At 69.2% G+C, this 23024-nt stretch carries 18 protein-coding genes; 10 read left to right on the top strand and 8 right to left on the bottom strand.

Going from position 1 to position 23024, the window contains the following annotated elements; genetic code table 11:
• Window positions 1-14 precede the first annotated feature (14 nt).
• Window positions 15-5126: an AAA family ATPase gene (locus U4Z31_RS12035; protein WP_321810462.1), complete on the bottom strand. Its 5112-nt coding sequence runs from the start codon at window positions 5124-5126 to the stop codon at window positions 15-17.
• A 321-nt stretch (window positions 5127-5447) separates the two neighbouring features.
• Here U4Z31_RS12035 and U4Z31_RS12040 point away from each other — a divergent pair, with 321 nt between their 5' ends.
• The 3 genes from U4Z31_RS12040 (at window position 5448) to U4Z31_RS12050 (ending at window position 8183) form a co-directional block, all read left to right on the top strand.
• A complete protein-coding gene (locus U4Z31_RS12040) occupies window positions 5448-6935 on the top strand; it encodes a winged helix-turn-helix domain-containing protein (RefSeq protein WP_321810463.1) in 1488 nt (495 codons plus the stop codon).
• A 102-nt stretch (window positions 6936-7037) separates the two neighbouring features.
• Entirely contained in the window at window positions 7038-7409 is a 372-nt protein-coding gene (locus U4Z31_RS12045; protein WP_321802591.1) for a response regulator transcription factor, read from the top strand.
• Window positions 7410-7526: 117 nt separating this feature from the next.
• A complete protein-coding gene (locus U4Z31_RS12050) occupies window positions 7527-8183 on the top strand; it encodes a response regulator transcription factor (protein ID WP_321810464.1) in 657 nt (218 codons plus the stop codon).
• A gap of 107 nt (window positions 8184-8290) precedes the next feature.
• On the opposite strand, the gene U4Z31_RS12055 is transcribed toward U4Z31_RS12050, so the two are convergent.
• The 3 genes from U4Z31_RS12055 to U4Z31_RS12065 all read right to left on the bottom strand — a co-directional run bounded on the left by U4Z31_RS12055 (window position 8291) and on the right by U4Z31_RS12065 (window position 11871).
• Window positions 8291-9262, bottom strand: a complete 972-nt coding sequence (locus U4Z31_RS12055; RefSeq protein ID WP_321810465.1) for a LysR family transcriptional regulator — start codon at window positions 9260-9262, stop codon at window positions 8291-8293.
• 138 nt (window positions 9263-9400) lie between these two features.
• Window positions 9401-10846 carry an efflux transporter outer membrane subunit gene (locus tag U4Z31_RS12060; RefSeq protein WP_321810466.1) on the bottom strand — a complete coding sequence of 482 codons (1446 nt, stop codon included), beginning with the start codon at window positions 10844-10846 and terminating at the stop codon, window positions 9401-9403.
• Window positions 10843-11871 carry an HlyD family secretion protein gene (locus U4Z31_RS12065; protein WP_321810467.1) on the bottom strand — a complete coding sequence of 343 codons (1029 nt, stop codon included), beginning with the start codon at window positions 11869-11871 and terminating at the stop codon, window positions 10843-10845. The genes U4Z31_RS12060 and U4Z31_RS12065 overlap by 4 nt, the downstream gene beginning before the upstream one ends.
• Before the next feature lie 83 nt (window positions 11872-11954).
• On the opposite strand from U4Z31_RS12065, the gene U4Z31_RS12070 reads away from it, so the two are divergent.
• The gene (locus U4Z31_RS12070; RefSeq protein WP_044847121.1) at window positions 11955-13541 is read left to right on the top strand and encodes an MFS transporter; all 1587 of its coding nucleotides are present in this window, start codon (window positions 11955-11957) and stop codon (window positions 13539-13541) included.
• 130 nt (window positions 13542-13671) lie between these two features.
• On the opposite strand, the gene U4Z31_RS12075 is transcribed toward U4Z31_RS12070, so the two are convergent.
• Window positions 13672-14493 carry an alpha/beta hydrolase gene (locus U4Z31_RS12075; protein WP_321806232.1) on the bottom strand — a complete coding sequence of 274 codons (822 nt, stop codon included), beginning with the start codon at window positions 14491-14493 and terminating at the stop codon, window positions 13672-13674.
• A gap of 3 nt (window positions 14494-14496) precedes the next feature.
• Between U4Z31_RS12075 and U4Z31_RS12080 the strand changes: the two genes are divergently transcribed.
• The 3 genes from U4Z31_RS12080 to U4Z31_RS12090 all read left to right on the top strand — a co-directional run bounded on the left by U4Z31_RS12080 (window position 14497) and on the right by U4Z31_RS12090 (window position 16357).
• Window positions 14497-14889 carry a hypothetical protein gene (locus tag U4Z31_RS12080; protein WP_321810468.1) on the top strand — a complete coding sequence of 131 codons (393 nt, stop codon included), beginning with the start codon at window positions 14497-14499 and terminating at the stop codon, window positions 14887-14889.
• Between the two features lie 153 nt (window positions 14890-15042).
• Complete coding sequence (locus tag U4Z31_RS12085) at window positions 15043-15468, top strand: DUF3331 domain-containing protein (protein WP_044847123.1); 426 nt, start codon at window positions 15043-15045, stop codon at window positions 15466-15468.
• A 67-nt stretch (window positions 15469-15535) separates the two neighbouring features.
• Window positions 15536-16357, top strand: a complete 822-nt coding sequence (locus tag U4Z31_RS12090) for an alpha/beta fold hydrolase (protein ID WP_124892600.1) — start codon at window positions 15536-15538, stop codon at window positions 16355-16357.
• Window positions 16358-16406: 49 nt separating this feature from the next.
• On the opposite strand, the gene U4Z31_RS12095 is transcribed toward U4Z31_RS12090, so the two are convergent.
• Window positions 16407-17048: an HD domain-containing protein gene (locus U4Z31_RS12095; protein WP_321810469.1), complete on the bottom strand. Its 642-nt coding sequence runs from the start codon at window positions 17046-17048 to the stop codon at window positions 16407-16409.
• Between the two features lie 447 nt (window positions 17049-17495).
• Here U4Z31_RS12095 and U4Z31_RS12100 point away from each other — a divergent pair, with 447 nt between their 5' ends.
• Together U4Z31_RS12100 and U4Z31_RS12105 are read left to right on the top strand one after the other, a co-directional pair.
• Window positions 17496-19289 (top strand): ATP-binding protein, encoded by a 1794-nt coding sequence (locus U4Z31_RS12100; protein ID WP_321810470.1) that lies wholly within the window; start codon window positions 17496-17498, stop codon window positions 19287-19289.
• A 172-nt stretch (window positions 19290-19461) separates the two neighbouring features.
• Window positions 19462-20925, top strand: coding sequence for a mechanosensitive ion channel family protein (locus tag U4Z31_RS12105; protein WP_321810471.1), 1464 nt, complete (start codon window positions 19462-19464; stop codon window positions 20923-20925).
• 48 nt (window positions 20926-20973) lie between these two features.
• On the opposite strand, the gene U4Z31_RS12110 is transcribed toward U4Z31_RS12105, so the two are convergent.
• Both U4Z31_RS12110 and U4Z31_RS12115 read right to left on the bottom strand, forming a co-directional pair.
• On the bottom strand, window positions 20974-21882 hold the full coding sequence (locus U4Z31_RS12110) for a LysR family transcriptional regulator (RefSeq protein WP_044847128.1): 909 nt from the start codon (window positions 21880-21882) through the stop codon (window positions 20974-20976).
• Window positions 21883-22104: 222 nt separating this feature from the next.
• The gene (locus U4Z31_RS12115; protein WP_044847129.1) at window positions 22105-22386 is read right to left on the bottom strand and encodes a XapX domain-containing protein; all 282 of its coding nucleotides are present in this window, start codon (window positions 22384-22386) and stop codon (window positions 22105-22107) included.
• Between the two features lie 308 nt (window positions 22387-22694).
• On the opposite strand from U4Z31_RS12115, the gene U4Z31_RS12120 reads away from it, so the two are divergent.
• Window positions 22695-23024, top strand: a 330-nt coding sequence (locus U4Z31_RS12120; protein WP_321810472.1) for an isochorismatase family protein, incomplete at its 3' end; no start/stop codon positions are given.

Here is a 23024-nt window from a genome sequence, read left to right on the forward strand (position 1 = left end):
GTTGGCCGCCGGTATCAGCTGCGCGTCGACACCGGCAGCCGGAACGTCATCACGGTACCGTGCCCGTCGCGCGGCGCGGCGTCGAGCGTGCCGCCATGCGCCTCGATGATCGAGCGGCAGATCGCGAGTCCCATTCCCATGCCGTGCGATTTCGTCGTGAAGAACGGATCGAAGATCCGGTTGGCGATGTCCGCAGCGATGCCGGCGCCGCGATCGGCGATGCGGACGACCGCATGGCCGTCGCTGACCTGCGACGCGATTTCGAGTTCGCGCTGCGTGACGAGTCCGTCCATCGCGTCGAGTGCATTGGTGACGAGATTGAGGATCACCTGCTGGATCTGGGTGCGGTCGGCCATCGCGCGCACGCCGTCGCAGTGCAGGTCGACGCGCAGCACCACCTGCTTCGCGTCGATTTCCGTTTCGGTGAGACGCAGCATGTCGCGAATCAGGTCGTCGATCGCGACCGGCGCCAGCGCGGGCGGCGTTTGGCGCGCGAGCGATCGCAACGCGCGGACGATGTCGGCCGCGCGCACGCCGGATGCACGGATGTCGTCCAGGCTCGCGAGCGCCTCGCCGAGATCGGGTTGCGGGCCGCGCAACCAGCGCATGCCCGCGCCGGCGCTCGACACGATGCTCGTCAGCGGCTGATTGATCTCGTGCGCGATCGACGCGGCGAGTTCGCCCATCACCGTCATGTGCGCGGTGCGCGCGAGCTCGGTGCGCGCGTGCCGCAGCGCGGCCTCGGTCTCGACCCGGCGCGCGTTCTCGTCGATCAGTTCTGCGTAAAGCCGCGCGGATTCGAGCGCGTTGGCCGCCTGCGGCGCGAGCACTTCCAGCATCGCGATGCGCCGCGGCGAGAACACGCCGTTGCTCAGTGCATTCTCGAGATACAGCACGCCGACCAGCGCGCCCTGTTTCAACAGCGGCAGGCAGAACAGCGAGCGCGTCGGGTGCGCGCGCAGGCTGTCGACGTGATCGGGAACGCCGTCGCGCTGCGCATTCTCGAGCACGATCGGCTTGCGCGTGCGCGCGACGGTGTTCAGGATCGACAGCGGCACATCCTGTTCGGTGGGTTCGCTGCGGGCGATGTCGACGATCACGTCGCTGCCCGCGATGCGCGCCACCGCTTCGATGGTCAGCCGGTCGCGCCGGTTGAGCAGCAGCAGGCCATAGCGGGCGCCGGCGTACACGAGCATGTTGCGCATCAGCGTCTGGATCAGGCGCTCGAGCACGATTTCTTCGGACAACGAATGGGCGGCACGCATCGCGAGCGCGAAATCGAGATCCTCGCGCGCGGGCGCGGCCGGGCCGCCCGGCGACGGATCCATCACGAGGAACGGATGCTGCGCTTCCATCGCCCGCGTCTTGCCGGTCGCGCCCCAGCGCCGGTAGCACGCATGGGCGAGCCGCAGCTGATGACGGGCCTGGCCGGCGAGCCCGAGCGACGCGGCATGCTGCGCGGCCCGCTCGTGCGCGAGCGCCTGTTCGTGCACGAAGCCGTGTTCCGCCGCGAGGCTGGCCGACGTTTCGTACTGCTGCATCGCGACCACGTGCTCGCCGCGCACGCGCGCGAACTCGGCATCGATCAGCGCGAGCTTGTTGAGAAACGTTCCGGGATTTCGCTCGCTCCACGCCGCGAAGCGGGCGCGCTGGGGCGCGAAGCGTTCGAGCATGCGTTCGGGCGGCGTTGCGCCGTCGTCGCATGCGATCCCGGCCAGCACGGTGAACAGGTGGAAATCGGCAAGCATGATGTGCGCGGGCGTCGACCATGCACTCGACGCGGCCGCATCGAGCGATGCGCGCGCCGTCGCGGCGTCGCCGAAGATGAAGGCCGCCTGGCCGGCGAGCACGTCGGTCCAGAACGCCAGGACCGACATCGGGGTCCGCGATGACGCACGGGCACGCCAGCTGCCGATCAGCCGGTCCTGGCCGAACTGCAGCGCATCGATGAATTCGGATTGTGTGGAGACTAGGTCGGTGATGTCGTCGTAGTGCGCGCCACGCGCGATCTCCAGCAGCGGGTCGATTTCGGCGCGGATCGCGGGCAGCGCCTCGCCCATCGACAACAGATCGCTGACGATGTGATTGCAGCTGTAGCACATCCATCGCAACTCGGCGCTTGCATTGCCCGCGGCTTTCGCATCGCGTGCGCGTTCGAGTGCGTAGGACAGCGGCTGGGTCCAGACGCTCACCTGGTCGAGCGCGATCAGCGTGGCGGAGCGATAGCGCTCGAAGCCGTGGCGATCGACCAGCGCGAGCGCGACCTTGGCGAATTCGAAGCCGTCTTCATACGCGCCGTGGTGCTCCGCGATGCTCACGCCGTACCACGCGAGCCCCTGCACCGACGCGGCGGTGACGCCGTGGCGCAGCGTCAGCCGCACCATCGTCGCGAAATGCAGCAGCATCAACCCGCCGCTCGGATAGAACATCGCGGCTTCGAGCGCGGTCAGCAGTGCCATCGTGGCTTCGACGCGCGTGTCGGTCATCACGGGCAGGTCGACCAGGTCGGCGATGGCGCGGCCGTCGAGCGCCGCGTGCACCGCATCGCAGGCCGCCGCGAGATCGGCCTCGACCGGCTCGGCGGGCAGTTCGACGCCGAGCAGCGCCAGCCCGGCCAGCGCGACGTCGATCGCTTGCCGGTAGTGCGACTCCACCGTGAGCTGGGCGGCCTTCAGCCGATGCGCCTCGGCCCGGTCGGCCGGCGTGCGCGTCCGCGCCATGAGCGCGTCGATCGCGTCGGACGCCTGCGCGGTGGCGCCCATCGCGAGCAGCAGGCCGCTGTGCAATATGCCGATCCGGCTGGCGAGACCGTAGTGTCGCGACCACGCATGCGGGCCCAGCAGCGCTTGCGCCGACGCGAGAAACGACAGCGCCCGATCGCGCGCGGCGGCCGTGGCCGCGGCCTCCGCGGCGTCGACCAGCGCACCCGCAAACGCGAGCGCGCGTGCGTCGTCGAGCGGCGCGCCTTTCGCCAGCTCGATCTGGGCGGCCAGTGCCAGCCGGGATTCGGGTGACGGCGTGCCCGCCCGGGCGAGCATCGCGGTGGCGATCCGGGCGTGGCGCCGCGCGCGCTCCGGGCTGCCCGTGAGCGCGTAGACGGCTTCGAGGATGCGGTCGTGAACGAAGCGCCAGCGGGTGCCGGAAAGCGACACGAGGCCCATCTGTCGCGCCGGGTCCATCCAGAAGCGGAGTTCGGCCAGCGTCTTGCCGGCGGCGGCGCCCAATAGCGCTTCGTCGGTGTCGATGCCGATGCAGGCCATCAGCGCCAGCAGCGTTCTCGATTCGTGCGGCAAGCGCTGCATCCGGATCGCGAGCAGGCTGACCACGTTCTCGGTCTGGTGGCGCGCGTCGATGTCGTCCTCGTTCCAGTGCCACGTTTGGCGCGCCGGATCGTAGCCGAGCAATTGCTCGTCGATCAGCGTGCGCAGCAGTTGCTGGATGTAGAACGGATTGCCGCTCGTCCTGCGGTGCACGATGTCGCCGAGCCCGGACAAGCGGGCCGGCGCTTCCCCGAGCATGCCGGCCAGCATGCGCGTGACGTCGGGCGCATCGAGCGGCGCGAGCGTCAGCGACGACAGGCGGCCGGGATCGAGCTGCTCGAGGAAGCGACGGAACGCCGGCGAGTAGTCGTCCAGCGGGCCGCTCCGGTAGCCGGCGACGATGCAGAAATGCGCCGGCGGATCGAGCGCGATCGAGGCGAGAAAACCGAGCGTCGCGTCATCGGCCCACTGGATGTCGTCCAGTGTCATGACGAGCGGTTCGGCCGGTGCGGCGAACGCGCGGCATGCATTCACGACGATCTGGCACAGATGGAATGCCGGAACCGCATCGGTGTGGTCGAACGCGACGGGCTCGACGTCGAGGAGCCAGCCGGTTTCCGGGAAGATCGCGGCAAGCAGGCTCGCCTGACGGCCTACGCAGTCGCGCAGCCGCGCGGCGATCGCCGCGATTTCGTCGTCGCGCCTGGCCAGCGCGCTGCCGAACAGTGCGCGCAACGCCTGCAGCACGGGCGCGTACGGCCGCGCGGGCTGGAACCGGTCGACCTTGGCCGACGTGCACCACCCGGTGCGCGACACGGCGCGCGCATGACGGACGAAGTGTTCGGCGAGCGCGGTCTTGCCGACGCCGGCCGGTCCGTCGATCAGGACGATGGCCGTTTCGCCGGTCTGCCTGACCGCGGCGAGGATCGCCTCGAGCCGATGAATTTCCGCGTCGCGGCCGACCGGCAGGTCGAGCGAATGCAGGCTGGCGAACGGATCGCGGCCGCCGAGCGCGAACGGCTCGACGCGGCCCGCTTCCCGCCAGTCGTGCAGGATCCGCTCGAGATCGTGCTGCACCGTTTCGCAGGACGGGTAGCGATCGGCCGGTTCCTTGGCGATCAGCTTCAGGATCAGGTCGTTCAGGATGGCCGGTACGTCGCCGCGAAACGCCGCCGGCGGCGACGGTTGGATGGCGACGTGCGCGTGGACCCACTCGGACGTCGACGCGGCCTTGTAAGGCATCGCGCCCGTCAGCAGGCGGAACAACGTGATGCCGAATGCGTACAGGTCGGCACGCTCGTCGACGGAGGCGCCTTCCGATACTTCCGGTGCCGCGTATGCGGCGAACTCCGTGCGTATCGTGCCCGCCGCCGCATGGTTCGTGCCGCGATCCCGCGCATGCGCGAACGAGCGGAGCATGACCGTGCCGTCCGGTGCGACGACGAAACTGGCCGGCTGGAGATCGCCGTGCAGCCAGCTGCGCCGATGCAGTTCGCCGAGCGTGCGCGCGGCGCCGATCGCCGTGTCGAGAAAGACGTCGAGCGGCAGCCGGCCGTCCGCCAGCGTATCGAACGCGCGGACGTCCCGGCGCGGATAGACGAGTACCGGGCCGTCGGCCGCGCGGATCAGCGCCGTCGGCGTGAGCGCCCAGGCCGGTTCCAGGGTCCCGGCCAGTGCGTATTCCTGCTCGAACTGCCGGCAGCGCTGATCGAATTCCCAGCCGGTCTGGCGCGCCGACCACACGTGTCCCGTCGCGGCGTCCGTCAGGTCGAACGTCAATACGTCGCCCGAGCGCACGACATTCGACAGGCTGGCGCGCGCGAGCCATTCGGCATCGATCCGGTTCGAGTCGTCGGGGTCACGCAAGGGCTGATTCACGGTGGCGCGGCAGAATGAGTGGAGCAGGGCGAAAACGGCTCACGATGCGGGATCGGCCGGGCTCGGTCGCCGCACGTCCGTGCGGCGACCCGTGCATTGTCCGACAGCCCGGCGGATTTTGCAGTACCCCCGAGGCCCCGACGACCACCGATGCCGGACTAGACCTATGGATAATGTTCGCGGCGACGGTTGCGAACTACGATACGGTCAAGCCTCCCGGCATGCATCGCTGCCCGCCGGACGGGCCATCCAGAAGCGCGCCGTCGCGAGGCGGCGCAAGGTGCCACGCAGCATAAGCGAGTGCGGATCATGTACACGTTCGGGCGGGTGACGGTTTCCATTGAATGCCGCGAAGTCTGCGTCGACGGGCAGCCCCGGTATATCGGTGCCCGGGCATTCGAGATCCTCGAGCTGCTGGTGAAGGCGGCCGGCAGGCTCGTGTCGAAGGACGAGATCATGCAGGCCGTGTGGCCGAACACGATCGTGGTCGAGAACAACATCCAGGTCCACATCTCGACGCTGCGCAAGCTGTTCGGCGGCAAGCACGGGTGGATCCGGACCGAATCGGGCCGCGGCTACCGGCTCGCGCCGCCGGCCGACCTTGCGTGGGGCGAGCGCCGGCCCGCCGCGCTCGAACCGGCCGGCGGTGCCCGCGCGGGTGCTGCGCCGCGCAAATGTCCGATGATCGGCCGCGAGTCGGAAGCGGCCGAACTGCACGGATTGCTCGAGCACGAAGCGCTCGTCACGCTGGTCGGCCCCGGCGGCGTCGGAAAGACGCATCTGGCGCTGGAGGTCGCGACGGCGTGGTCGGCGGCGCACGGGATCGAAATGGTCCGGGTCGATATGGCCGGGTTGCAGGCCGGGGCGACGCCTGCGTTCGCGGTACTGGACGCGCTCGGTCTGCCGGGCGGCGCGAGCGCGGGACCGGCGGAGGTCGTGCGGGCGATCGGTCAGCAGCGCGTGATGCTGGTGTTCGACAACGTCGAGCCGTACGTCGACGAACTGGCGGATCTGAGCGAAGCGATCGCGGATGCGAACCCCGGCGCGACCCTCGTCGTGACGAGCCGGGAACCCTTGCGCGTCGCGGGCGAGCGCGTCTATCCCGTCGGGCCGCTGCCGGTGCCGCCGACGGGCGCGAACGCCGGCGAGATCGTGGCGAGCGGCGCGGTCCGCATGTTCCTGGCGCGCGCGCGCGCGATGGGTACGGACCTCCCGGCGGACGCGAAGACGCTCGACGCGATCGCGACGATCTGCCGTCGCCTGAGCGGCCTGCCGCTCGCACTCGAGCTCGGGGCGGCCCGTGTCGCTTCGCTCGGCATCGAGGGGCTGGCGGCGGATCTCGACAAGTCCGTGCTGTCGCTGTCCGGCGGCCTGCGCACGGCCCATCCGCGCCAGCAGACCCTGAGGGCCACCATCGAGTGGAGTTATCGGTTGCTCGACGCGATGGAGCGCACCGTGCTATGTCGTCTCGCGGTGTTTCCGGATGCGTTCCGGCTCGACGCGGCCTGTGCGCTCGCCGCCTGCGACGAAATGGGTGCGGAGGAGGTACTCGACTGTCTCGTCGGCCTTGCGTCGAAATCGCTGCTGGTCGTCCATTCGGTCGGACTGTCGAAGCGGTACTCGTTGCTCGAGGTCGTGCGCGCGTATGCGCTCGAGAAACTGGCGGAATCGGGCGAGGCCGGGCGCCTCCACGCGCGGCGCGCGTCGTTTGCGACCGACGCGCTCGCGGACGCGCCGCAGCCGGCGTCGGCACCGGCGTCGACGCAACCCGTGCTGGTTGCCGGGGCGTGGGCGTGAACCGGCGCCGCACGGACGTCGCGCGCAGCGGCGACCCCTGTCGTTGCGGCGCGAGCCGCACGGCGATGTTCTCGATTGGCACAATTTTCAGGTTCTTATTTCATGGCCCTTGTTTGCATCATCGATGACGATGCGTCGGTCCGAAAGAGTCTTGCCAGCCTGCTGAAATCGGCGGGCCATACAGCGTTGCCGTTCGCGTCGGGCGAGGAATTCCTCGCTGCCGGCCCGCTCGACGACGCGGCGTGCGTGCTGCTCGACCTGAAGATGAAAGGCATGAGCGGTCTCGACGTCCAGCGCCTGCTGGTGCGGCGCAACGCGACGCTCCCGGTCATCTTCATGTCGGCGCACGGCGACGACGAGTCGGTGCGCCGGGCGCTCGCGCAAGGCGCGGTCGCGTTCCTGCGCAAGCCGTTTCCATCGGACGACATGCTCGACCTGATCGATCGGGTCGCATCCGGCGCACCGCCTGCGTGACCGACCGGTCCGCGGTCATCCGCGTGCCGCGGCGTTTCCGCGCGGTCCCGTCTCGGCTTATCATTCGATAACGAAGCGGATACCTACACAGGGAGTGCGATGGCGAGCACGCCGAATATGACTTCTGATCGCAAACAGGGCGCGGGGGAACCCGCGCCGGTCGTCTATGTGGTCGACGACGACGAAACGCTGCGGCGCGCGCTGAGCGCGCTGTTGCGCTCGGCGGGATTTCGCGTCGAGACGTTCGCGACGTCGCGCGCGTTCCTCGCATTCGAGCGGCCCGACGTCCCGAGTTGCCTGATCCTCGACCTGCGCCTGGCCGGGGAGAGCGGGCTCGCCGTTCAGGAGGAAGCGGTGCGTGCGGGCCTGAACGTGCCGATCCTGTTCATGACGGGTTACGGCGACGTGGCCACCACCGTCAAGGCCATGAAGGGCGGCGCGCTCGATTTCCTGACGAAACCGTTCGACGACGACACGATGCTCGATGCCGTCGGCCGCGCGCTGGCCCGCGACGGCGAACGCCTCGCGCGCGAGCGTGAGCTGGATGCGGTGCGGCGGGCCTATGCGTCGTTGACGCCGCGCGAACGCGAAGTGATGAGCCAGGTGATCGCGGGCCTGATGAACAAGCAGATCGCGTCGAATCTCGGGCTGCAGGAAATCACGGTGAAGGTGCATCGTGCGCAGGTGATGAAGAAGATGCAGGTCCGCACGCTGCCGGATCTCGTGCGTCGGGCCCAGGCGCTCGGCGTTCGCCCGGTCGGCGCGGGCGGCTGAGCCGGGGGCGACAGAGCAGGCGCCTGAGCAGGCGCGCCGGCCCGCTGGACACGACGGGATCGGCACGCACGTGCCGGCGCGGCGCCCGATGCCGCGAACGGCGACGTTCATGCGGCCACTTCGCGGTCGGCATCGGCGGCATGCGTGACCGCGCGTGCATGGTGCCGGGCGGCCGGCCGCGGGTCGCGGCCGCCGTCGAACGCGGCGACGAGATGTTCGGCCAGCGTCCTGACGCGCGCGGGCAGGTTGCGGCGCGAGTGGTAGAGCAGTGATGCGTCGAGATCGCCGACCTGCCAGTCGGGCAGCAGGCGAACGAGCTCGCCGGCGCGCTCGAGCGGCCGCGCGAGATGTTCCGGCAGCACGGCGAAGCCAGCGCCGCGCGTCGTGGCGAGAATCAGCGTGTCGAGACAGTTCGAGCGAATCGCGCCGGCCAGCCGGATCGCGGCGGTCGCGCCCGTGCGCCGGTGCCGCAGCGGCCACATCGAAGCGCCGCTGCCCGGTTTGCCGCCGTGCGCGTCCGTGCGTTCGAGGGCCTGCGGATCGTCGGGTGCGCCGGCAGCCGCGCGAAACCGCGGGCTCGCGTACAGTCCCATCGCAATGCGTCCCAGGCGTCGCTCGACGCAGGTCACGCTCGACGTCCGTTCGGTGACGATCGACAGGTCCGCGGCGCCGCTGAACGCCGCGCTCGGATGATCGACCCAGTCGACGCGGATACGCACGAGCGGATACCGCCGATTGAAATCGGCGAGTACCGGCACCAGCCGATCGGCGCCGAACAGGTTCGAGACCTCGATCGAGACGTCGCCCTGCACGTCGCTCGCATTGGTGTGACAGCACACGGAAAAATGCTCGTATTGCGCAAGCAACGCGATCGCCTGTTCGAGCACGTCGTGGCCGACGTGGGTCAGCGTCACCTTGCGCGTCGTGCGATGGAACAGCAGCACGCCGAGCGACGTTTCAAGGCACTGGATGGTGCGGCTGATGGACGGCACGCCGAGCCGCAGGGCGTCGGCGGCTTTCGTGAAGCTGCCTTGTTCGGCAACCGTCTTGAGAATCTCGAGCGCTTTCAGGCGATCCATGACACGTCCCGCTGCGGTGAGTGCGTATGGGAGCAATGTATGCGGCGCATCCGCGCGGAACAACACAAAAAACGTTAGTAAAGCTTAAGAGCGGCGTGAAAATGCTGAAGGCCGTTCGTGCGAAACCGGCACGCACGCTCAGTCCGATGCGGACCCGCCCGGCGCGTACGCATCGCCCGTCGCGGCCGACGCCGGCGGCGTCCATCCGCCGCCCAGCGCGCGCACCAGGCCGATCGTCGCGATGGCGAGCGACTGGCGGCTGTGAATCAGCTGGCGTTGCGCGCTCAGTGCATCGCGGTCCGCGTCGATCACCTCGAGATAGCTGACGTAGCCGTGCGCATAACGGCTCAGCGACAACCGCGCGGCCGCCTCGGTCGCGTGCGCCGCGCTGTCGTAGCGCGCGATCCGCTCCTTCTGCGCGGCGATGTCGTTGAGCGCGTCCTGAACCTCGCGCAACGCGCCGAGCGCGGTCGCGCGATAGTTCGCGTCGGCGAGGTCCGCGCCGGCCGACGCGGCGGCCACCGCGGCGTCGCGCTTGCCGCCGTCGAACAGCGTTTCGGCGACGCTCGCGCCGAGCCCCCACAGCGAACTGTTGCGATCGAGAAACGTGCCGAGATCGCGGCTCGCGAAACCGCCCTGCGCGGTCAGCGTCAACGTCGGCAGCCACGCGGTGCGGGCGACGCCGATCTCGAGCGACGCCGCGTCGGCACGGCGCGCGGCCGCGTAGACGTCGGGCCGTTGCGCGAGCAGCGCGGACGGCAGGCCGGGCGGTACGTCCGGCACGCGCACGAGCGATGCGGTGGGCGCGACGGCGAATGTGGTCGGCGACACGCCGGTCAGCACGGCGAGCGCGTCGACGAGGTTCTCGCGCAGCCGGCGGCTGTCCGCGAGATCGGCGCGTGCCGTATCGAGATCGGCCGACGCGCGCAGCGCGTCGAGATCGCTCGCCGCGCCGGCCCGCACGCGCGCGGCGATCACGTCGAGCGCGGTGCGGCGCAGCTCGATCGCGCGTGCGAGCGTCGCGAGATCCTGTTCGACGAAATGGAGCGTCAGGTAGTCGGCCGCGACGTCGGTCGCCACGCGCAGGCGCACCGCCGCGCGATCCGCGTCCGCCTGCAGCACGTTTTGCCGGCCAATCTCGGCGTCGCCGCGCAGGCGGCCCCACAGATCGACTTCGTAGCTCGCGGTGAACGGCACCGACCAGTTGTGCATCGTGCGTTTCGGCAATGCGTTGTCGACCGTGCCCGACACGCGCGAGCGGCTGAACGACGGCGCGACGCCGACCGTGGGCGCCAGCGCGGCTTCGCGCACGCCGAGCAGCGCCTGCGCCTGGTCGACGCGCGCCGCGGCGGCGCGAAGGTCGGGATTGCCGGCGAGCGCGGCCTCGACGAGCGTGACGAGCGGCGGCGCGCCGAACCATGCGGGCCACTCGGCGAGCGGCGCGGCGGGTGGGTTCGCCGCATCCGCATGGCGGAACGGGGCCGGTCCGACCGGTACGGGCGCAAGCGGTCGCGGCGCGATCGTGCATGCGCTCAGCAGGCCGGCGGCGAGCAGGGCGGCGAACGGGGCGGCGATGCGGATCATGGCTGCGCGCGCTCGGGTTGCAGCGTGACGACGACCGACAGGCCGGGCCGGATGCGCGGCTCGGTCACCGCTTGCCCGTCGAGCAGGATCTTCACGGGCACCCGCTGCGTGACCTTCGTGAAGTTGCCGGTCGCGTTGTCGGGCGGCAGCAGCGAAAACTGCCCGCCGGTCGCGGGCGACAGGCTGTCGACGTGGCCGCTGAAGGTCCGCTCCGGCAGCGCGTCGAAGCGCAATTGCACGGCGTCGCCGGTGCGCACGTGCCGCAGCTGGGTTTCGCGGAAGTTCGCGACCACCCACGGGTGCGGCTCGACGAGCGTGAGCAGTGCCTGGCCGGGCGCGACGTGCTCGCCGGTCTCGACGGTCTTCTTGCCGACATAACCGTCCGACGGCGCCACGACGGTCGTGTATTGCAACTGGAGTTCCGCGTCGCGCAATTCGGCGTCGTTCTGGTTCGACACGGCGGCCGCCGCCTGCCACGCGGCCTGCGCGCTGCGCCATTGCGCGTCGGCCGCGTCGATGCGCGCGCGGGCGGACTTGCGGGCCGCGTTGGCCGCATCGAATTCCTGCTGCGACAGCCCGCGCGGCGTTTCGCGGGTCAGCTCGCGGGCCCGCGCGTAATCGAGCTCGGCCTTCTCGGCATCCGCATGCGCCGACACGCGCGTCGCGTCGGCCTGCTCGACCAGCGCCTTCGCGCGGCTCGCATCGGCGTGTGCCTGCGCGACGCGCGCCCGCTGCAGCGCGACGCGCACGTCGAAATCGCGCGGGTCGAGCCGCACGAGCGGCTCGCCCGCATGCACGAACCGGTTGTCGTCCACCAGCACGCGCTCGACCGTGCCGGCCACGCGCGGCGAGATCACGTGCAGATGGCCGGTCACGTACGCGTCGTCGGTGCCGCGTTCGTGCGCATCGTATTCGTAGACCAGCAGCGCGACGAGCAGCAGCGCGCTGGCGGCGATCAGCACGACCGGCCACTTGCGCGAACGCGCGGCGGGAACGGACGGCGAGTCCGGCGGGTTCGGGGTCATGGTCGGGATACTCCATCGTGCGGACGACTTTCTTCGTATCGCGCTATGCTTGCGCGAGCCTCATATGCGGGAGCCGCTCGACGATGAACACCACGTTCGCCCCCGGTGGCGCGACACCGGGGCCGGCCGCCGCGCCGGCCGCCGACATACCGACGTTTCGCTCGATCGCCGCGATCGCGTCCGTGCTGCTCGGCGCGATCATCGCGACGCTGACGTCGCGCATCACGTCGCTCGGGCTCGCCGACGTGCGCGGCGCGCTCGGCGTCGGGTTCGACGAAGGCGCGTGGATCAACACGGCGTTCACCGCGTCGCAGATGTTCGTCGGCCCGCTCGCGATCGCGGCGGCCTTCGTGTTCGGCACGCGCCGCGTGCTGCTGGCGGGCGCCTCGGTGTTTCTCGTCGTCGAAACCGTGCTGCCGCTGTGCACGAACTTCGGCACCTTCATCGCGTTCCAGAGCCTCGCCGGCTTCGCGTCCGGCGTGTTCGTGCCGCTGACCGTCGGGTTCGTCGTCCGCACGCTGCCGCCGCGGCTGATCCCGTTCGGCATCGCCGCGTATGCGATGAACCTCGAGATGTCGCTGAACCTGTCCGCGACGCTCGAAGGCTGGTACAGCGAACACCTGAGCTGGCGCTGGCTGTTCTGGCAGAACGCGCTGCTGACGGTGCCGTTCATCGTCTGCCTGCTGCTGTCGCTGTCGAACGAGCCGGTCAAGCGTTTCGTGTCCGGCATCGACACGCGCGGCATGCTGCTCGGCGCCGGCGGGTTCGCGTGCCTGTGCATCGCGCTCGACCAGGGCGAACGGCTGTTCTGGTTCCAGTCGCCGCTGATCGTCGCGCTGCTGTGCATCGGCATCCTGATGATTGCCGCGTTCCTGATCCACGAACTCACGTCCCGGCAGGCCGGGCTCGATCTCGGCTACCTCGCGCTGCCCAACGTCGCGCTGCTGATCCTGCTCGTCGGTCTCGTGCGCTTCACCGTGCTCAACACGAGCTTCATTCCGTCGGTGTTTCTCGCGAGCACCTACGGGCTTCGCCCGCTGCAGATCGGCGATACGCTGCGCTGGATCGCGATTCCGCAACTGCTGTTCGCGCCGTGCGTCGCGTGGCTGCTGCAGCGCGTCGATCCGCGCCGGCTGATCGTGGCCGGTTTCCTGATGGTGGCGGTCGCGTTCGCGCTCGGCGCGCGTCTCACGCCCGCGTGGGCCGAGCCCGACTTCATCCCGTCGCAACTGCTCCAGGCGCTGGGCCAGACGATGGCGCTCACGTCGGTCATCTTCTTCTTCGGCAAGCATGTGACGGCCGAGCACGCGCTGACGTTCGGCGCCGTCGTGCAGACGACGCGCCTGCTGAGCGGGCAGCTCGGCACGACGTCGATCGCGGTGATCCAGCGCATCATGGAGGCTACCCATTCGAATCTCGTCGGTCTGCATGTCACGCTGTCTGATCCGCAAACGCTCGCGCGGCTGCGGGCTGGCGCGGCGTCGCTCGTGTCGCACGGCGCCACCTTCGCCACGGGCGACCAGGCGACCTATGCGCTGCTCGACCGGGCGGTCCGGGTCCAGGCGACCACGCTCGCGCTCGCGGACAATTTCCGGGTCGCGATGGCGTTCGCCGTCGCGGGGGTGTTGATCGGCATCCTGCTCAGGCCGGCGCGCGCGCCGTCGCCATGAGCCCCCGGCATCGCGCAGCGACGATCTTAGCGATCGCGCTCGCCGCGACGGAATGGCGCCGGGCTGAAAATTCCTGAATCTTCCTGAACGGCGCGCCGGCGCCAGGGCCGCGCGCGCCGTGCCGCAGCGCTTACGCCTTCAGGAACGCGAGCAGTTCAGCATTGATCAGGTCGGCGTTGACGACGCACATCCCGTGCGCGCCGCCGGGGATCACCTTCAGCTGCGCGTGCTTCACGATCTTCGCGGACAGGCGCGCCGAATCGTCGATCGGCACGATCTGGTCGTCGTCGCCGTGCAGGATCAGCGTCGGCACGTCGATCTTCTTCAGGTCCTCGGTGTAGTCGACCTCGGAGAATTCCCTGACGCACTGATACTGGCCGTACACGCCGCCCATCATGCCCTGCGCCCAGAACGCGTCGATCGTGCCCTGCGACACCTTGACGTTCGGCCGGTTGAAGCCGAAGAACGGCACCGCGAGATCCTTGTAGAACTGCGAACGGTTTTCGGCGACGTTCTTGCGGATGCCGTCGAACACGTCCATCGGCAGGCCGCCCGGATTGGACGCCGATTTCACCATCTGCGGCGGCACCGCGCCGATCAGCACGGCCTTCGCCACGCGCTTCGTGCCGTGCCGGCCGATGTAGTGCGCGACTTCGCCGCCGCCGGTGGAATGGCCGATGAGCGTAGCCTCGCGCAGGTCGAGCGCATTCATCAGCGCCGCCAGGTCGTCGGCGTACGTGTCCATGTCGTTGCCCTGCGACGGCTGGCTCGAGCGGCCGTGACCGCGCCGGTCGTGCGCGATCACGCGGTAGCCGTGCTGCACGAGGAACAGCATCTGTGCGTCCCACGCATCGGCGCACAGCGGCCAGCCGTGCGAGAACACGACCGGACGGCCGCTGCCCCAGTCCTTGTAGTAAATCTGCGTACCGTCTTTGGTGGTGATCGTGTTCATCGCATGGGCTCCTTGATGGGCGGAAGCGGCGTGTTTGGGGGCGGCGGCGGCAGCGGCCGGCAGCGCGGCGGCGGCAACGGCGGTCGCGCCGGCCAGCAGCATGTCTCGGCGGCGCGCCGAGGGAATGGCGTCGTGATCTGCGGGACGCATGAGGACTCCTTGAACGTGCGGTGCAATGGTGCCGCGTTGGATTTGAAGGGTTTCGGATCCGCCCGCGAGCGGCGCTCGCGCGGGCAGCCGGCGCGTTCGCGTTCGCGCACCGGCAGGCACGCAAGGGCACGAACGAACGCCGACAGGAGGCTATCCCGCGACCGCGCGGCGCGTACTGAAATCGTGCTGAATTGTCGTGAACGCGGCCGCCGCGCGGCGCGCGAGCGCACCCGCCAGAAAAATTAAGCCCGGCGTAAAGACTCTTCAGCGGCGGCCCGTTATCGTCGGCATCAGGTCATCCCGTCGCGGATCTTGCCGGTTCGCGGCGGCGGATGACGCATCGCGATGCGTGCGGGTGCGAGACATCCGGCCCGTCGCCACTTGCCCGGATACGCCGCCATGGACGCCTTCAATCGCTGGGAACACGTGATGACGCTGCTCGACCCGTCGGCCGCCGCGCGTCACCACGCGCCGCCGCCACTTCGCGACCCGGACGCCGCGTGCCGTCGCCACCGCGACGAAGTGCCGGCCGCGTCGAGCGACGGCATGCGCCGCCGATGCGCGATCGTCGCGGCCGAGCGGCAGACCGATTCGTCGGTCCTGATATCGTGGAGCGATCCCACGCGCTTTCGCTACGACGAGCAGCGCTGGATCAGCGCCAAGTCGCGCGGTCTCGGGCGCTGCGCGCTGACCGGCATCACGATCCGTGCCGGCGATGCGATCTACAAGCCGCAATGGCGCGGCGCGAAGCGCCCGGCGAACTATCGGGACGTGATCCTCACGTCCGAGCTGAACCGCTTCATCGCCAGGCTGTCGCGGTCATGACGCGGCGCTACGCGCGCCGTCCGTCGGCACCGGCCGGCGGCCGCCTGATCACCACCGAGGAATCCGCATGAGCACGTTCACGACACGCGACGGCGTTTCGATTCACTACAAGGACTGGGGCGCCGGCCGCCCGGTCGTGTTCATTCACGGCTGGCCGCTGAATGCGGACATGTGGGACGTCCAGATGCATCATCTCGCGTCGCACGGCATGCGCTGCATCGCCTACGACCGGCGCGGCTTCGGCCGCTCCGGCCAGCCGTGGACGGGTTACGACTACGACACGCTGGCCGACGATCTCGCGACGCTGATCGAGACGCTCGGGCTGCGCGACGTGACGCTCGTCGGCTTTTCGATGGGCGGCGGCGAGGTGGCGCGCTACATCGGCCGGCACGGTACGCGGCACATCGCGAAAGCCGTGCTGATCGGCGCGGTGACGCCGCTGGTCGCACGCCGCGACGATCATCCCGACGGTGTCGACGTTGCCGTGTTCGACGGCATTCGCTCGGGCATCGTCGCGGATCGCGCGGCGTTCCTCGAAAACTTCTGGCCGCTGTTCACCGGTTCGAACCGGCCCGCGTCGACGATCTCGCGCGCGGCGCTCGACTGGACGACCTTCATGGCGTTGCAGGCCGGCTTGAAGGGCACGCTCGATTGCGTCGGGGCGTTTTCCGAAACCGATTTCAGGGCGGATCTCGACCGGTTCGACGTGCCGACGCTCGTGATTCACGGCGACGACGACCAGACGGTGCCACTCGCGCTGACGGGCGCCGCGACCGCGAAGCGCGTGCCGCGAGCGACGCTGAGCGTCTACGAGGGCGGGCCGCACGCGCTGTATCTGACGCACGCGCAACGCCTGAACGACGAACTGCTGGCGTTCGTCCGCGCGTGATGCGGCGGCGGAGCGACGCGGCGCGGCGGCCACTGCCGGCTGCTCGCGCTCACTCCGCCCATTTCGACCCGAGCACCAGGCCGCAGAAATTCGTCCGACGATAGTCCGGGTCGCAACGCTCGAGCACGTCGGCGACGACGTTGCCGAACGCGGTTTCGGGGCGATGCGCGGTGCCCGCGGCGAGCGCCTCGAGGAACAGCTCCTTGAAGCACGGGCCGCGCGGCCACGCGTGCACGATCTCGTCGCGTTCGGCGCGGTTGACTTCGTCGAAATGCAGCGCGAAGAGATCCGTCTCGATGCCCGCGCCGAGCAACGCGGTCAAGGGCGTCATGCAAGGATGGACGCCGAAGCTCGTGTGCAGCGCGATCGCGCGCCAAACCTCGGCCGCGTCTTCCGCGGCGACGCCGTATCCGCCGAGGAACGCGTGCGCGACGTTCGCGCCGTCGACTTCGTAGCGCCGGCGCGAGTGCCGGTGGCGTTCCGTCAGTCCGATGTCGTGGAACAGCGCGGCGACGTACAGGAGCTCGGCATCGAAGGCGATGCCGCGACGCGTGCCGATGACCGATGCAAACGCGAACACGCGCATCGCATGCCGGAACAGGAGTTCAGGCCCGCTGACGCGCACGGTCGCGGCCGCTGCCCGTGCGAGCGCGCTGTCGGGAATCGGGATGCCGGCGATACGGTGCCCCATGGTCGTCCTCCTCGCGGCGTGACGGCGCTCGCCCGGTACCCACATCGTCTCGCGCCGCGCGGCTGAATGTCTTGAGCGTGGCCTGAATCGTTCTGAACGGAAAAATCGACCGTTCGGCACATCTGGAATCGGTTCTGCCGAAATCTCGCGAGTCATTTTTCCCGAAGTGGAAATGCAATTCATTCAAATCGCCACGGCAAATGATCGGGTTGCAGAAACGAATCCGGAATGGCGAAGTTCTGTCACATGAAACGGGTTCATCGGTGAATCACTATTTCGCGCATCGATGGTGTGCCTCGGCCGCTCGTGGTTTTCATCGATTCAAAAAATTTGTCCATTGGGTTCTGATAATTTGAATCATCGATCGGAGCGAATGCCGTAGCATTGGCAACGCGGCGGTGTCATTCCTGACAGGGCATCAACGAATGGAAACGATTAGAAATTCACATGATCCGGATTGGAACGCTTCACGTCTTTCTCGACAGACGTGAAATTCGCTCGAACGGCAAACTGCTGAGAATCGGCAGTCGCGCATTCGAAATTCTCGAACTCCTGATTCGGGCGAACGGCGCATTGGTATCGAAAGACGAGATCATGCAGCGCGTGTGGCCGCACACGGTCGTGGAGGAAAACAACCTGCAGGTGCACGTCGCCGCGTTGCGCAAGGCGCTCGCCGACGATCGTAACCTGATCGTCACGGTGCCGGGGCGCGGCTACCGGCTGGTTGGCGGACAAGCCGAGCGCGCGGCGCCCGTGCATCGCGCGACGTCGCGGCTGGCGCTTGCCCCGACGGAACTCGTTGGCCGGGAACAGACGGTCGCCGAGGTCCTGGCCGCGCTCGACACCGCACGCGTCGTGACGCTGGTCGGTGCCGGCGGCATCGGCAAGACGCGGGTTGCGCTCGAAGCGGCGATGCGCGCCGAAGCGAGCTTTCCGGATGGCGCCGCGTTCGTATCGCTCGCCACGGTGGCGTGTCCGCAATTCGTGCCCGACGCGCTGGCCGGCGCCTTTGAACTCGTGCAGCCGGCGGGATCGCTGACGCTCGAAGCGGTGCTCGCCAGCGTCGCGCATCGGCGCATGCTGCTGGTGCTCGACAATTGCGAGCATCTGCTCGACGCTGCGGCGCGGATCGCGACCGCGCTGACCGAGGCGGATGCCGGCCTGTGCGTCCTCGCGACGAGCCGCGAGGCGCTGCGCATCCAGGGCGAACGACTGTGTCCGGTCCCGCCGCTCGAGGTGCCCGGCGAGGGCGCGGACGAACGCGAGACCGCGGGCGCGAGCGCGGTGCAGCTGTTCTCGGCGCGTGCCCGCGCCGCCGACCCGCGCTTTCCGCTCGACGAACGCAGCCTGTCACTGATGGCGTCGGTCTGCCGGCGTCTCGACGGCCTGCCGCTCGCGATCGAACTGGCCGCGGCGCGCGCGGCCGTGCTCGGCATCGACGTGCTCGCCGCGCATCTCGACGACCATTTCCGGTTGCTGACCGGTGGTTTTCGCACGGCGTTGCCGCGTCATCAGACGCTGCAGGCGATGTACGACTGGAGCTACCGCCTGCTCGGCGACACGGAACGTTTGCTGTTGCGCTGGCTCGGCGTGTTCCGGGACGGCTTCTCGATCGACGCGGTGCGGGAGATCGTCGGCACGAAGGGACTGACCGACGCCGATCTGCTCGACACGATCGCCGGCCTCGTGTCGAAATCGCTGCTGAGCCTGGAGAGCACGCACGGCGCGCCGCGCTACCGGCTGCTGACCACGACGCGCGCCTATGCGCTGCAGCAACTCGAGAACAACGGCGAATGCGCGGCCGCCGCGCGCGCGCATGCGAACTACTTCCACACGCTGTTCAGGCTGGCGCCCGGCGACACCGGCGGGCGGCTCGTCGAATCGCGGCTCGACGTGATCCGGCGCGAACTCGGCAATCTGCGCGCGGCGCTCGACTGGGCGTTTTCGCCGAACGGCGACGCGCAGGTCGGCATCGCGCTGGCGGCGGTCGCGGTGCCCTGCCTGTTCGACCTGTCGCTCGTGGACGAGTGTCGCGAACGGGCGCGCGCGGCGCTCGACGCGATGCGCGATCTCGACGATACGCCCGAGCGTGCGGATGCACGCGTGCGGCTGCTGGCCGCGTATGCGGCCGCGCTCGCGCATACGTCGGGGCCGACGCAGATCGCGCACGACGCCTGGTCGGAAGTGCATGCGCTCGGGTTCGAGGCGGGCGAGGCCGAACTGCCGCCGCGCGACGCGTAGCGCGGCGCGCCGACCGCGCATTCAGAACGTTTCAGGCCGAACACAGGACCCGGCCGGCCGGCGCGTCTACATTGCATGCGCGGGGACTGTCCGCTCATCGCTGTCGCGACGCCACCGACTGCCGGCGCAGGGTCCCCGCCCGTCGCGAAGCACGCCCTCAGCCCATTCCAGCATGCCGAACCTGTCCGTCACGGTCGCTTACGGCGCGCCGATCGTTCTTGCCGACCTGATCGCCTGGCGGCTGCTCGGGCGCGGCCGTTCGACGACGAAAGCCGTGTGGCGCTGCGCATCGTTCGCAGCGTTGACCTACGTGCTGTTCTCGACCGGCGTGAGCCCGCTCGCGGTGCCGCTGTCGCCCGACCGGTTCGACCGGCTCGCGATCCAGGCGATCGGCGTCGCATGGTGGCTGCAGTGCGCGCTGGTGTTCAGCCTGATGCTCGATCATCTGCTGCTGCCGCGCGCATGGCGCAACCAGCGGCTGTTCCACGACATCGCCGCGGGCGCCGTGTTCGGTGCGGCCGCCGTCGCCGCGCTGGGCTACGTGCTGGGGCTGCCGCTGAGCGGCGTGGTCGCGACGTCGGGGGCGGTCGCCGTCATCCTCGGGCTCGCGGTCCAGAACACGCTGAACGACGTGTTCTCGGGCCTGGTGCTGAATACCACGCAGCCGTTTCGTCTTGGCGACACGGTGGCGATCGGCGCGCTGGAAGGGCGCGTCGTCGAAAGCAACTGGCGCGCGACCAAGCTGATCGACAGCCTCGGCAACCTGGTCGTCGTGCCGAACAGCGTCGCGGCCAAGGCGGCGATCGTCAACCTGAGCGAACCGGCGAACGTGTACGGCGTGACGCTGACGATCGAGCTCGACCCGCAAGCGCGGCCCGCCGTCGTCGTCGATGCGCTCGCGCATGCCGCGGCCAGTTCGCTGGACGTGCTCGCGAGTCCGGCGCCGATCCCGGTCGTCAAGGCGTTCAGGACCAACTCGATCGAATACGAACTCGTCTGTTACGTCGACTCGCTGCAGAAAAAGATCGACGTCCGCAACCGGCTCTACGATCTGGCCCACCGGCATCTGGCTGCCGCGGACGTCGCGCTGCGCCCGCTGACGGGCGCACCGGCGGCGCCCGGTCCGGCGTCGCGCGGGCAACGCCTGCTGCGCGCGGTCGAGCTGTTCAGGCAGCTCGACGACGCGGACCTGGCGATACTGGCCGATGCGCTCGCGTCGCGCGTGTTCAACAAGGGCGAGGTGATCTACGCGTCGAACTCCGACGCGCGCCTGCTGACGATCGTCGCGGCCGGCGTCGCGGCGGTGTTCGTGCCCGGCGCGACGGGCGACACGGAAGTCAGGCGGATGGCGCCCGGCGACGCGATCGGCCAGTCCGTCGTGCTCGCCGGCACGCAGCTGCATGCGAGCGTCTACGCGGTAACGGCCGTGACGGCCTATCAGCTGAGCAGTCGCGACCTGTCACCGCTGATCGCGAGGAAGCCCGAACTGGGGCGGCTGATGTGCGAATCGCTCACCGAGCACATCGCGACCGAGGAGAAGATGCGGATGCCGCCGGCCGCGAGCGCGCATGCGTCGTTCAGCCTGATCGAGTGGCTCGAGAAGGAGATGAAGCGCCTGCACGATTCGTTCGGCTGACGCGGCGGGCGGCGGGCGACGGCGGTCGCGGCCGCGAAGAGAGCGGGCTCAGGCGAGCGCGGTGAACCGGTCGACGAGATCCGGGCGGTCGAGTTGTTCGACCCACCAGTGCAGCGCGCGTCCGGCCTCGTCGCCGCGCCACGCGAGGTAGCACTGGGTCGTGTCGCGCATGCCGGTCACCTGGCGTGCGACCAGCTTGCCTTGCGCGATCGCGCGTGCCGCGATGCACTCGGGGAGCGTGCCCACCGCGAGTCCTTCGCACTGCGCGGCCAGTTTGGCGGCGAGGGTAGGGACGGCGAGATACGGCTGCCCCGCGTCGACGGCGATCGAACGCGGCGGCAGCTCGCGGGACGTATCGGAGATCGCCGCGCCGCGATGGGCGACGACCGATGCCAGCGACAGCGGTTCCGGCAGCGCCGCGAGCGGGTGGGTGGGGGCGACGGCGAACACGTGCCTGAGCGTGCCGATCGGCCGTGCCACGATGTCCGGCAGCTCGGGCGGCTCGCCCGTGGCGCCGACGACGAGATCCGCGCGGCGCGAAATCAGCGCATCCCAGGTGCCGCCGAGCACTTCGGTGGACAGTCGCAGCCGCGTGTCCATCTCGAGACCGTAGAACGTGTGCACGTACGGCCACATCGCCTCGAACGGCAGGATCTCGTCGACACAGATCCGGACCTCGGTTTCCCAGCCCTGCTGCGCACGCTGCGCCTTGCGTTCGAGCTGTTCGGCGGCATGCAGCAGCCGGCGGCCCTCTTCGACGACCACGCGCCCCGCGTGCGTGAGTTTTGCGCGGCGTCCGCTGCGATCGAACAGCGCGACGTCGAGGTCGCTTTCGAGCTTTTGTACGAGGTAAGTCAGCGCGGACGGCACGCGGTGCAGCAGTTCGGCGGCTTCGGCGAACGTGCCGGTGCGGTCGATCGCGTCCAGTGCTTCGAGCGCTTCGAATGACAGCTTCATGGCGAATTCCACGGAGAGGCGTCGGGCTGCCATGTTAACGTCAAGCGCCGCTCGATCCAATACCGTTCAGGACGATCCATCGCGCGGCCGGGCGACGGGACTCAACGGCATGGCGCGGGCCAGGCCGCGTGGCACCACCGTGATCGAAGGAACACGACGGCGTGGCGATGCCCGCGGACGGGCATGGCTGCATCCGGTCAACGGGCGTGCGTCACGTCGGCGTCACGTCGGCGTCGAATCGCGGCGCGTCGCGGCGGTGTCGGGTGCGTGGGCACCGGGCAGCGCACCGAACATGTGCTGGCTGCACTTCGCATCGCGCCACGCGGTGCCGAGCCGGATACCGCTGAACATCCGCCGCGCGACCGGCAGGATCTGTTCGCCGGCCAGGATGCCCAGCAGGCCGACGAGCGCGACGATCGGCGGCGCCGGCGACGGCACGCCGATCAGCGCATAGACGATACCGGCGAGGAGGCCGGCGAACAGCGAGGCGGTGTACGGTTTCATGGGATCCGGGTGAAATGGCGGCCGTGTAAAAAATACGGATAACTACCGATCCGGCGTCGCTTCGGCAGTCCGCGACCAGCCTATCAGGTCTTCGCGTTCACCATGGTTCGGTTCAACGAAATTCAGATCTTTTAAGCCTGAGCGTCGCGGCCCGCGCGAATCAGAATGATTAATTGGCGTGATCGGGAATTTGCGTATTGAATGATGCCGGCTGGCTGTCGAATCTCCCGGCACAGCGTATTGGCTGCCTCCCGCATGGGTCGGCGAGGCAGGCCGCATTTTTCTCCGCGTCAAAGGACATCACCGCCATGAGCAACCCGAAGCTTGAAGTACTCACTCCGCACAACAGCCAGCTGATCTTCATCGACCAGCAGCCGCAGATGGCGTTCGGCGTGCAGTCGATCGATCGCCAGACGCTGAAGAACAACGTCGTCGGCCTCGCGAAGGCCGCGAAGGTATTCAACATCCCGACCACGATCACGACCGTCGAAAGCGACAGCTTCTCGGGCCACACGTATCCCGAGCTGCTCGACGTGTTCCCGAACCAGAAGACGCTCGAACGCACGTCGATGAACTCGTGGGACGACCAGAAGGTGCGCGACGCGCTCGCCGCGAACGGCCGCAAGAAGGTGGTCGTC

The sequence above is a fragment of the Burkholderia sp. BCC1985 genome (assembly GCF_905339915.1).
Lineage (GTDB): Bacteria > Pseudomonadota > Gammaproteobacteria > Burkholderiales > Burkholderiaceae > Burkholderia.